The organism is Paenibacillus spiritus, from assembly GCF_008710135.1.
Classification (GTDB): Bacteria; Bacillota; Bacilli; order Paenibacillales; family Paenibacillaceae; genus Paenibacillus_AQ; species Paenibacillus_AQ glufosinatiresistens.
This window is the reverse complement of the sequence record NZ_VYKK01000015.1, coordinates 116002-125581: the sequence shown is the minus strand read 5'-3', so window position 1 is coordinate 125581 and position 9580 is coordinate 116002. Positions and strand designations below refer to the sequence as shown.

Annotated in this window: 15 protein-coding genes and 1 tRNA gene; 4 read left to right on the top strand and 12 right to left on the bottom strand. The window is 55.9% G+C overall.

What is annotated here, in order from left to right:
- The first annotated feature begins 18 nt into the window (after window positions 1-18).
- Entirely contained in the window at window positions 19-1494 is a 1476-nt protein-coding gene (locus tag F4V43_RS11420) for an aminotransferase class I/II-fold pyridoxal phosphate-dependent enzyme (protein WP_150458365.1), read from the top strand.
- A gap of 260 nt (window positions 1495-1754) precedes the next feature.
- On the opposite strand, the gene F4V43_RS11415 is transcribed toward F4V43_RS11420, so the two are convergent.
- From F4V43_RS11415 to F4V43_RS11395, 5 genes are all read right to left on the bottom strand, one after another.
- Window positions 1755-2081: a DUF1292 domain-containing protein gene (locus F4V43_RS11415; RefSeq protein ID WP_150458364.1), complete on the bottom strand. Its 327-nt coding sequence runs from the start codon at window positions 2079-2081 to the stop codon at window positions 1755-1757.
- Window positions 2082-2160: 79 nt separating this feature from the next.
- Entirely contained in the window at window positions 2161-2721 is a 561-nt protein-coding gene (locus tag F4V43_RS11410) for a copper amine oxidase (protein ID WP_150458363.1), read from the bottom strand.
- A gap of 153 nt (window positions 2722-2874) precedes the next feature.
- A complete protein-coding gene (locus F4V43_RS11405) occupies window positions 2875-3111 on the bottom strand; it encodes a DUF3892 domain-containing protein (protein WP_150458362.1) in 237 nt (78 codons plus the stop codon).
- A gap of 141 nt (window positions 3112-3252) precedes the next feature.
- Window positions 3253-3696, bottom strand: coding sequence for a GNAT family N-acetyltransferase (locus F4V43_RS11400; protein ID WP_150458361.1), 444 nt, complete (start codon window positions 3694-3696; stop codon window positions 3253-3255).
- A gap of 114 nt (window positions 3697-3810) precedes the next feature.
- Window positions 3811-4062, bottom strand: a complete 252-nt coding sequence (locus F4V43_RS11395) for a hypothetical protein (RefSeq protein ID WP_150458360.1) — start codon at window positions 4060-4062, stop codon at window positions 3811-3813.
- Window positions 4063-4204: 142 nt separating this feature from the next.
- Here F4V43_RS11395 and F4V43_RS11390 point away from each other — a divergent pair, with 142 nt between their 5' ends.
- Window positions 4205-5131: an AEC family transporter gene (locus tag F4V43_RS11390; protein ID WP_150458359.1), complete on the top strand. Its 927-nt coding sequence runs from the start codon at window positions 4205-4207 to the stop codon at window positions 5129-5131.
- A 13-nt stretch (window positions 5132-5144) separates the two neighbouring features.
- On the opposite strand, the gene F4V43_RS11385 is transcribed toward F4V43_RS11390, so the two are convergent.
- Window positions 5145-5825, bottom strand: coding sequence for an HD domain-containing protein (locus F4V43_RS11385; RefSeq protein WP_150458358.1), 681 nt, complete (start codon window positions 5823-5825; stop codon window positions 5145-5147).
- Between the two features lie 141 nt (window positions 5826-5966).
- On the opposite strand from F4V43_RS11385, the gene F4V43_RS11380 reads away from it, so the two are divergent.
- Window positions 5967-6401: a hypothetical protein gene (locus F4V43_RS11380; protein ID WP_150458357.1), complete on the top strand. Its 435-nt coding sequence runs from the start codon at window positions 5967-5969 to the stop codon at window positions 6399-6401.
- Between the two features lie 107 nt (window positions 6402-6508).
- Window positions 6509-6622 carry a putative holin-like toxin gene (locus F4V43_RS19730; protein WP_191089562.1) on the top strand — a complete coding sequence of 38 codons (114 nt, stop codon included), beginning with the start codon at window positions 6509-6511 and terminating at the stop codon, window positions 6620-6622.
- Between the two features lie 175 nt (window positions 6623-6797).
- Here the strand turns inward: F4V43_RS19730 and F4V43_RS11375 are convergent, their stop codons facing one another.
- The 6 genes from F4V43_RS11375 to F4V43_RS11350 all read right to left on the bottom strand — a co-directional run bounded on the left by F4V43_RS11375 (window position 6798) and on the right by F4V43_RS11350 (window position 9580).
- Window positions 6798-7484, bottom strand: coding sequence for a zinc ribbon domain-containing protein (locus tag F4V43_RS11375; RefSeq protein WP_150458356.1), 687 nt, complete (start codon window positions 7482-7484; stop codon window positions 6798-6800).
- Window positions 7485-7700: 216 nt separating this feature from the next.
- Window positions 7701-7772 (bottom strand) — tRNA-Val (locus F4V43_RS11370).
- Between the two features lie 222 nt (window positions 7773-7994).
- Window positions 7995-8276, bottom strand: a complete 282-nt coding sequence (locus F4V43_RS11365) for a hypothetical protein (RefSeq protein ID WP_150458355.1) — start codon at window positions 8274-8276, stop codon at window positions 7995-7997.
- Window positions 8273-9025, bottom strand: coding sequence for a M15 family metallopeptidase (locus tag F4V43_RS11360; protein ID WP_150458354.1), 753 nt, complete (start codon window positions 9023-9025; stop codon window positions 8273-8275). Before F4V43_RS11360 ends, F4V43_RS11365 begins: the two co-directional genes overlap by 4 nt.
- A complete protein-coding gene (locus tag F4V43_RS11355) occupies window positions 9022-9396 on the bottom strand; it encodes a hypothetical protein (RefSeq protein ID WP_150458353.1) in 375 nt (124 codons plus the stop codon). Before F4V43_RS11355 ends, F4V43_RS11360 begins: the two co-directional genes overlap by 4 nt.
- A complete protein-coding gene (locus F4V43_RS11350; protein ID WP_223879868.1) occupies window positions 9386-9580 on the bottom strand; it encodes a hypothetical protein in 195 nt (64 codons plus the stop codon). The genes F4V43_RS11355 and F4V43_RS11350 overlap by 11 nt, the downstream gene beginning before the upstream one ends.

The following is a 9580-nucleotide window of genomic DNA, read 5'->3' as shown; positions in this document are numbered from 1 at the left end:
AAGGTTGTGGGAGTATTAATGGACCAATCGCTTACCCCTCTCTTCACCGCTCTGAAAAAACATGCCGCCGGAAACCCGGTGCAGTTTCACATTCCAGGTCATAAAAAAGGCCAAGGGACCGATCCGGAATTCCGTGAATTCATCGGCGACAACGCCCTTTCCATAGATCTGATCAACATTGCGCCCTTGGACGACCTGCATCAGCCCAAAGGCGTCATCGCGCAGGCCCAGAATCTGGCGGCCGAAGCCTTCGGCGCCGATTACACCTACTTCAGCGTCCAAGGCACGAGCGGTGCCATTATGACGATGATTTTATCCGTATGTTCGCCTGGAGACAAGATCATCGTGCCCCGCAACGTCCATAAATCCGTTATGTCTGCCATTATCTTCTCGGGCGCCAAGCCCATCTTCGTCTCGCCCGTCCAGGACGAGAATCTCGGAATCGACCACGGCATTACGACCAGCTCTCTGAAAAGAGCGCTGCAGCGCCATCCCGACGCCAAAGGCGTTCTCGTAATCAACCCGACTTATTTCGGCGTCTGCGCCGATCTGCGGTCGATTGTCGAGCTGGCGCACAGCTACGGCGTCCCCGTACTCGTGGACGAAGCGCACGGCGTGCTGATTCACTTCCACGAGGAACTGCCGATGTCGGCCATGCAGGCCGGAGCCGATATGGCGGCGACGAGCGTCCACAAGCTCGGCGGCTCCATGACCCAGAGCTCGGTACTCAATCTTAACGCCAAGACGGGACTTGTGAATCCGCAGCGCGTTCAGACGATGCTGAGCATGCTGACCACAACCTCCACTTCCTACATCCTGCTGGCTTCGCTGGACGCGTCCAGACGCAACCTTGCCCTGAACGGCCACGATATGGCGGAGCAGTGCATCCAGCTTGCCCGCTACGCCCGGGAAGCGATCAATGAGATCGACGGCCTGTACAGCTTCGGCAACGAGATTCTCGGAACCGAAGCCACCTATGATCTGGACCCGACCAAGTTGAGCATTCACGTCCGCCATCTCGGCATTACCGGCTGGGAAGCGGAGAACTGGCTGCGGGACAAACACAATATCGAAGTCGAAATGAGCGATATGTATAACATTCTTTGCCTGATTACGCCGGGAGATACCAAGACCACAGTAGACAAACTGCTCTCCGCGCTCCGGGTCATGTCGGCCGTCAATTACGGCAAGGGCGATATCTACGAATTGAAGGTTCAGGTACCCGAAATTCCGCAGCTCGCGCTGATTCCGCGCGATGCCTTCTATGCCGATACGGAACTGGTTCCGTTCAAGGAATCCGCCGACCGGATTATTGCCGAGTTTATCTATGTATACCCGCCGGGCATTCCGATTCTGCTGCCGGGGGAAGTCATTACCCAGGACAACATCGACTATATTCTGGACCATGTCGAGATCGGCTTGCCGGTCAAAGGTCCGGAAGACCGCAGCATTACGAACGTCAAGGTCATCGTCGAAGCCGAACCCATCTTCTGAACCGAAGGCGCTGCGCCTTCAGCTAAGCGGCCCGGCCGCATGGTCTCTCCATACACCCAAGCGTCTCCTGCGGGAGGCGCTTTTTTTGGCGCTTGCCATAGGCCTGCTGCTACACGTCCGTGGCGAGAGGGTATCCGACTCCTCCCAACGCAGCTCAAAAAACCCGGCACCTCCTTCCAGAGATACCGGGCTATATGGAACACGGAAGGGAAATGGGTCAGGAGAAGCCGAAGCTTGTCCCCCATGCCCGAAGCCCTCTCTTATTCCTGGGAAGAAGCAAGCAGCTGGTTGTAAGCCTCTTCCACTGCCTTCCATTCTGCTTCGTCTTCAATATTGTAGAGCACCATTTCTTCGTCTTCTTCTTCCATCCGCAGAATGATGCCGTCGGCTTCCGGATTCTCGCGCTCCAGCAGCAGCGCGTACAGCTTCTCGCCCACATCGAACGTTTCGACCAGCACCATCTCCACGTCTTCACCCTGCTCGTTGGTCAGAGTCAGCACAAACTCCTCGTGCTCATGGTCGTGATCATGTCCGCAGCCGCATGCTTCGCCATGTTCATGGCCATGCTCATGTTTGTGATCGCTCATTGAAATACCTCGCTTTAATTGAAATATCCTACTCCGGTATCGTACCACGCAGGACGAAGCAGGTCAATTTTGGAACCTCTTAATTCAGAACGGTAACGACCTTCTCCGCAATCAGCGTATAGTCGCTGTCGCGCAGTCCCTTCATATAGAAGCTGATCGTATATTTGCCGCCGCTTTCTTTGAAATCATACGTCGTCTCTTTGGTGGCGAACCAGAAATTGTCCTTCTGCGAACCGTCCTGATCGCTGCCGAGGTCTTTCTCGTTGCCCGACGGGTCGCTGATCGTTACTTTGACGGCCGATACCGGGGCCGCCAGACTGTCGACCTGGCACAGCACCTTCAGCTTCAGCTTGCCGGTATTGACATTGCCGAACAGCTTGTCGCCGTTCAGCAGGATGATGTCCACATTCGGCTTGACGATCGATACGCGGCCCGAGTTGTCCCAAGAGACGAGCCCTCCGGCCGCCCTAGCCGGTATGTAGGTCTTGCCGTCAATCAGATAACCTCCGTCGGCAAGCTCCTTGCCGTTATTCCATACCCGAATCTTCTGGGTGACCGAATCCGCGAACAGCAGAGATCCGCCCATCAGGGAAAAGACGCACACGCACAGCGCGATTCTCTTCCACGTTTTCTTTATCATAGCCCGCCCCTCCATACTAATTCATGCTGTTAATATATACTAACGGGGAAGGGGCAAGTTGCGGTAACACAGGCAACATTTTCAACTTTTTTTGCATAGACACGAATAGGCCTTCCGATATACGGAAGGCCATGAAAAACTTAGCAGTCCTGTTCAAAATATTGGAAGCTGGTCCAGGTTGTTGGAAGGGTCGCCGTCGGCATCGCCCCGGATATGCGGCGCGCCGTCCCTCCCCTTGAACACGTTCACGCCGGCAATGCGGCCTGCCCGGACTTCCTCCAGCGCCTGCTCATAGCTCAGGACGCGACCTTCCGTTGTGCGAAAGGCGGTCAGATCCCCGTCGCCGTTCTTTTGAACCGCTTCGAACTGTTCCCGCTGTCTATCCACCATTCACCGCTGCCTCCTTGGACTCTTGGTAAATTGCCTTGACCGGCCTTCTTATCGTGCTCGGGAGCGGGGAGGGCTATGCACAGCGACGAAACCCGCGGCCACAGAAGCGAAGCAAAAGGTCTTAAGCGCCACTCGGTGCACTTACAGTTCCTTCTGCATGCGGACATGGAGAATGCCCGCGTCGTAGAACGGCTCTTTGGAAATGACCTCGTAACCGAGCTTCCGGTAGAATGGCTCCGCCTGACACTGACCGTCCAGCACGGATGAAGTCAGACCCAGCTCTCTCGCCAGCTCTTCGAGGGCCAGCATAAGCACCCGGCCATAGCCTCCGCTCCGATATTCCTTCAGGACGGCAATCCGCTGCATCTTGGCAGTGCCCTCGCGGTAATAAGTCAGACGGCCGGTCGCAACGGGCACTCCCTGCTCGACAATAAGCAGGTGATGAGCCTTCGCATCCAGCCGGTCATATTCGTCGACTTCTTCTTCCTGCGGAACCTGCTGTTCCTCTACAAACACCTTGATCCGAATATCCAGAGCCTGCCGAAGCTGCTCTTCCGTCTGAATTCGTAAAATCTCTGCTGCCATCTGTCTCTCCCTCTCTATAGTCCGCATGCCGCCGAGGCGGCAATATGCCAGCTATTATACCCGAAGTGTCCCGCGGCTGTACAGCGGCGGCTTCGGGTCAGGACAGACTCCCGTTCAATCTGCGCTGTAGACATCCTCGGGAATGGACTTGTCATACACGTCGTTGATTACCGGCGGGAGGGCATCCGGCTCTTCACCCAGCCGGGGTTCCCCGCCCGCACCCGCGGGCTGGACCAACGGCTCCAGAGCACCCGGCGGCTCCAGAGCGCTCTGCGGCTGCAGGGCAGCCGCGTTCCGGGCGCAGCCGGACAGCTCTAGCGCCAGGACGGCGAGCGTTGCCGCGGTCCCAAGTTTTTTTCCAATCATGTCTTCGCGTCTCCTTCCCTTCCTGCTTGCCTGTCACGCTGATAACAGTGTGGACGGGGAGGGCGTATCTTATAACTCTGCCTGCACACAGATCCCCATGCTATAATGAAGGGACGCCAAGAAGGAGAGGGACGATACGTTCATGATCGGTTCAATTCTGCTACAGGTGGTGCTGCCGGTCTTCGTGCTGATCGGCGCCGGCTCGCTGCTGCAGCGGCTCTTCCGCCTCGATCTCTATACGCTGGCCAAAATCAACTTCTACTATATCACGCCCGCAGCCGTGCTCATGAGCATGTATCATTCCGAGATGTCGGCCTCTCTGCTCGGCACCGTCGTCCTGTTCTACGCGCTTTATATCGCCATCCTGTATGCGCTGTCCTTCGCGCTGACACGGGGACTGAAATACCGGCGCGGCATGCGCGCCGCGTTCACCAACAGCGTGCTGCTCGACAACGCCGGCAACTACGGCATGCCGGTCAACGACCTTGCTTTTCACAGCAATCCGCTCGCCGCGTCGCTCCAGTCGCTCATCATGTCTCTTCAGAGCCTGCTGACCTTCACTTACGGCGTCCTGTCCATCCAGAGCGCGAAGCTGAAGGGCAACTACCGGGTCGTCCTCATCGGCTTCCTGAAGATGCCGGTGCCGTATGCGCTTGCCATCGGACTGCTGCTCCGGGCCTTCTCCGTGCCTCTGCCCGACTTCATCGGCAAGCCGCTGACGTATGCCCAGCAGTCGATGGTGGCCGTGGCCCTGCTTACGCTTGGCGCGCAGATCGTCAAGTACCCGCTGCGGCTGGACCGGACCGATATTTATCTCAGCCTGGTTCTGCGGGTTATCATCGCGCCCTGCATCGGTCTTCTGCTCGTTCTCAGTCTCGGCATCGACGGCATCCCGGGACAAGCTCTCATCATCGCCTCGGGCATGCCGACAGGCGTGAACGCTTCGCTGCTGGCCGAGGAGTACGGGAACGAGCCGGATTTTGCCGCTCAGACCGTGCTTGTGTCCACGCTGGTCAACGTCGTGACCATTACCGCCCTGATAACCATTGCCCGCTCCGTGGGAGTGTGAGAATTGTAGCATTCTAGAGCTCCTGAAGATCTTCCCCCTCCCATTCCCGGAAGAACTGCTCCAGATACTGTTCCATGACCCGGTGTCTCTTCTCTGCGAGCTCGCGTCCGTAAGCGGTGTTCATCCGGTCCTTCAGCTTCAGCAGCTTCTCGTAAAAATGGTTGACCGCCGTCCCCCGCTCCTGCCGGTACTGGGCTTCCGTCATCGTCTCCCGGACAGGGAGCCCGGGATCATAAATCAGGTTCCCCTTGCTGCCGTTATAAGAGAACGTCCGGGCAATGCCTACCGCGCCGATGGCATCCAGACGGTCCGCATCCTGGACGACCTGACCCTCCAGCGTTGTCATGGGAGCGCCCCCGCCCCCACGGAACGACAGCGTAGCGATAATCTCCAGAATCCGCTCCCAGTCTCTCTCTCCCACGCCGTGATCTTCCAGCCAGGCGGCAATCTCCGCCATGCCCTGCTCCTTGGAAGCCACCACCTTGTCATCCGCCAGATCATGAAAAAGCGCAGCCAGCCGGACAATGCCGGTCTCCGCCCCTTCCCGTTCCGCCAGCTTGTCCGCCAGCCGGACGACCCGGTAAATGTGCCACCAGTCATGGCCGGTTCCCTCATTCAGCAGCCGCTGACGAACAAAAGCCTCCGCCTCGCTCAAAACCGTCTCGCTGATTCCTGCCTTTGAATTCTCTTTCATCTCGAATCCCCGCTTTCGTCTCTATGCAGATTATTCCGCGCGAAAAATGACATTTCTATGTAAATTACCCAGAAGGAATGGTGGAATTGCGAATCAAATGGTAGATTAATGGAAGATTCACCATTTGAAAGGACGGTTTATATGAAAAAACTACACAAGCCCCGGCTATCCCTGCTGTTGGTTCTGCTGCTGATCCTGACCCTGACCGCGCAGCCGGTCTCGGCGGCCGGAAAGACGCCGCACGTTCAAGTCACCTTCGTCCGCGCAGAGCTGACCGAGAACAATCATGTCGGCAATGAGTGGGCCTATGCCGCCTATGTCAACGGTCAAGAACTGGAGGAAGGGTCCTCGGTTACCCTGAGCGCGGGAAGTTCGGGCTCCATCAAGCTGAAAGCTGTTGCCGAGGAACAGGACAAGATTCCGGAATCCGGAACGGCGTCCCTGACCCTTCAAACGGCCGGGCTGAAATCGGCCAAGACCTCTTCCTTGAACGTAACCGTCACCGAGAACCGCGGCCGTTATTCGGGCCATACCGCGACATGGAAATTCGTATTCCGCATCGAAAAAACCAAGTAAGAAGCGCTTTAAAAAGGCGACTATACGTTCGCATTCTGGTATAATAGAGGGAGCAGTAAGAAGCTTGCAAGGGCGGTCGGCTCACTTCTCGGAAGGGAGGTGATGCTGTGGAGGTTAAAGACGCTTTGACGCTCATGATTAGCTTCGGCGCGCTGCTGGTTGCGCTGATGACGCTCGTCGTGACCCTCGTCGTAGCACTTGGCCGGAACACAAAGAAATAGGCCGCCCTGCCAGGATGCGACCTATTTCATCTGGGTAGTACCTGATTGAAGCTGACCGCCTTTCAAGCGGCTGCTGCTAGGGAGAGTCGTGTTGGCGCACGGCTCTCTTCAGCATGGTACGCTGTTTATGAGTTGAGTATACCATACTAGGAGTGCAAATATAAGGTTCTATAAGTTAGGGATTTAAATCTTCCTGTATGGCGTCCTTTATTCGCGGCTTGGCTTGTTGTGCCAATTCCGTTATGGTGTCCGCTCTAACCGTTTCATTCATGGATGCCAACTGTTCAATCTCATTCTCATTTATTCCATAATATTCGTCCAGCTCTGCGGCGAGCTGCATTTGTACAGTTTGCAAGTCTTCGCCGACACCCAGCTCATTGGCCCTGTCCATACTATTCCTACAATACGCAATGCCGTCTAGTAACCGATTAAGGATAGATTCATAATTCGCTTCTTCATATAATTGATAATCCATCGGAGAATACAATTCAGCAAATTTCACCAATTGGATTCTTTCGAACAGTTCCTTATCTTTGGACTTGGGACTTAGATCCATTATATCCGTGTAGGCATCGTCGAAATTCCCTTGTTCTACGTTATATTGGGCACTTTCTATCTTGTCCCGATAATTGGATTGATTGGCGTTGTACCGGATCAGACCCACAACTGCGGCTGCCACAATAATAATCCCCGCTGCTGCAAACATAAATTTATACTTCTTCATCACTGTTGAAGTCTTTCCTCGTTTATTACCCGAAGAGAATGATTGTTCCTTCTGTGTCGGAGCCATTTGCGTGCCGCATTTGTTACAAAATACGCTCTCTTCCGGCAATTGTTGGCCGCAGCCGCTGCAAGTTTTCATTTATACCAATCTCTCCCCACCCTATTTCCTAAATTCTACCACAAAACCGGGAATGGGTCTATGGAATTAGTCTATTATATAATTGTGGGCTAAGAGTAATGCTACGCTGGTGAATTGGGGTGGCTCCTGCTTCTTTACTGGGACTTTCAGGCGGATCCTTGTCTGGACAAAAAAGAAGAAGCCTTAATTATCAAGGCTTCTTCGAGGTAAATCATATAGGACGGATGGGGATCGAACCCATGACCCCTACCCTGTCAAGATAGTGCTCTCCCGCTGAGCTACCGTCCTGCAACGAGATTTATAATACCATAGGATGAAGAGACCTTGCAAGCATTTTTTATAAAAATGTTCCGCCGGCTGCATCCGCCGCACCGGTGAACCGGACGCGGCGAACAATTCCGGCTTGCTCGCGTAAACCCGGAGCAGCAGATCCAAAGACGGATCGGTTCCGGCTTCCGCACGGAAATCCAGAGCAGCCGACGCGGATACGCCACCGCTCCAGGTTCACTCTCAACGGCCCGCTGCGGAGTCCTCGTACCCGCTTGCTTCCGCTTCCGGTTCTACCCGGGTCTGCGCAGTTCCGGCTCCCGCATTACCGGACGCCTGGTCCGTCAATGCCTCGGCGAACATGTAGGCGGCGCAGGCGCCGACAGCCGAGAGGATGCCGGTCACGCGCAGCGTGGTCTCTTCGGAGAAGCCAAAAGCTCCGAGAATGGATACGGCAAGGGCGGCCAGCAGCGCCCAGAACTTGCGGCTGGCAAGTTTTTGCCTCCAGGAAATACGGTTGTTCATTTCGCCGCCTCCTTGCCGGTCACGTTAACCGTCAGCGTCTTGCTGTCATAGACCACCGATGCTCCCAGCGCCTCCGCAACGGCTCGTACGGGCGCATAGGTGATGCTGCCGTCCAGTATCCCTTCGCCGATCCGGGCGCCATTGACCCGAACCGTCACATGATTGTCCTTGTTCACCCTCTGCTCCTCCTCCATCTTCATCATTTGCCGGTACACCGGCTGGGTCTGCGACGTCTTGGGCAAGTTGCCTGCGCGGAGTTCCGCTGTGCTGAGTCCGAATGTCATCTCCAGATGCGGCGCATCGTGGATCGAGACAAAATCGCCTCCCCACTCAAAGCCGAGCTTCTTGGCAACTTCGACCACCTCGTCCCAGTCCTTGCGCCGGTTGGCGTTGCCGTCCCGGTTCAGATCCCAGGAGACCTGCTTCCCGTCATTCGCAAGCAGCGCAAAATCCACCGCCAATCCGAAGTTGTGATACGAGTACCCGCCGCGTGCATTCGTAACGACCTGCAGATCCGGCCGGGCGGTTACTCCCGTAATTCCTGCCGCTTCAATCTGCGCCTGGGTGCGTCCCTGGGCGTACAGCTCATTCTGCGCCTGAATCGTACGCAGTCCCTGGGTAATCAGAATCGGAATATTGCGGATAAAGCAAGTCTTCATCAGACAAAGCACGGCGGCCAGCACGACCGGCTGGAGGCCGATCAGCTTGGGGTCCGATTTGGCTTTGAGCTGTTCCCATGTCATGGTCATTTCCGTTCTTGTTCTCCTCTCTGTTCCAATCTCCGCAAGGCGACGAATTGGTCATACTTCCCCGACCAGGTCAGCCAGGCCAATGCGATCAGACCCGTTGTCGTCCCGATCTGCGCCAGGGTCCAGCCCAAGGTGAGCAGGCGCTCCATTTCCGCATTCATCGCACCTGCCATCATGGCGATCCGAATCAGCAGCACGACGCAGAGCTTGAAGACGTAGGCCGTCAGAAAAAAAAGCATCGCCAGCATGAATACGCTGACCACGCCCTTGCGGAATCGCTCGTGAAAATACGTCCGATGCCGGTGAATAATATAAAGGGCGCATCCGATGGATACGCCGTACAGCACAAGCAGCAGCACGTCAATGAACATCTTGATCCCCCCGATCATAGACCAGGTAGCGGGCGAACCGGTTGCGCCCGATCTCCTCCTGAATTTCCCGGGACATGTCCTTGTACCGGGCAATGCTGACCGTCACCCGGCCGGAAGCCTGCCGGAGTTCCCGTTCCTTTTGCAGCAGGCGCCGGGACGATAAGCATCTCAGCAAACGGATCAC

What these genes read in the sequence shown, in the direction of transcription:
- F4V43_RS11395 (WP_150458360.1), bottom strand. Translation starts at nt 4,062, where the DNA reads ATGATTGGAAAAAAACTTGGGACCGCGGCAACGCTCGCCGTCCTGGCG.
- F4V43_RS11385 (WP_150458358.1), bottom strand. Translation starts at nt 5,825, where the DNA reads ATGAAAGAGAATTCAAAGGCAGGAATCAGCGAGACGGTTTTGAGCGAG.
- F4V43_RS11360 (WP_150458354.1), bottom strand. Translation starts at nt 9,025, where the DNA reads ATGACCATGACATGGGAACAGCTCAAAGCCAAATCGGACCCCAAGCTG.
- F4V43_RS11400 (WP_150458361.1), bottom strand. Translation starts at nt 3,696, where the DNA reads ATGGCAGCAGAGATTTTACGAATTCAGACGGAAGAGCAGCTTCGGCAG.
- F4V43_RS11380 (WP_150458357.1), top strand. Translation starts at nt 5,967, where the DNA reads ATGAAAAAACTACACAAGCCCCGGCTATCCCTGCTGTTGGTTCTGCTG.
- F4V43_RS11420 (WP_150458365.1), top strand. Translation starts at nt 19, where the DNA reads ATGGACCAATCGCTTACCCCTCTCTTCACCGCTCTGAAAAAACATGCC.
- F4V43_RS11405 (WP_150458362.1), bottom strand. Translation starts at nt 3,111, where the DNA reads ATGGTGGATAGACAGCGGGAACAGTTCGAAGCGGTTCAAAAGAACGGC.
- F4V43_RS11415 (WP_150458364.1), bottom strand. Translation starts at nt 2,081, where the DNA reads ATGAGCGATCACAAACATGAGCATGGCCATGAACATGGCGAAGCATGC.
- F4V43_RS11410 (WP_150458363.1), bottom strand. Translation starts at nt 2,721, where the DNA reads ATGATAAAGAAAACGTGGAAGAGAATCGCGCTGTGCGTGTGCGTCTTT.
- F4V43_RS11365 (WP_150458355.1), bottom strand. Translation starts at nt 8,276, where the DNA reads ATGAACAACCGTATTTCCTGGAGGCAAAAACTTGCCAGCCGCAAGTTC.
- F4V43_RS11355 (WP_150458353.1), bottom strand. Translation starts at nt 9,396, where the DNA reads ATGTTCATTGACGTGCTGCTGCTTGTGCTGTACGGCGTATCCATCGGA.
- F4V43_RS11390 (WP_150458359.1), top strand. Translation starts at nt 4,205, where the DNA reads ATGATCGGTTCAATTCTGCTACAGGTGGTGCTGCCGGTCTTCGTGCTG.
- F4V43_RS11375 (WP_150458356.1), bottom strand. Translation starts at nt 7,484, where the DNA reads ATGAAAACTTGCAGCGGCTGCGGCCAACAATTGCCGGAAGAGAGCGTA.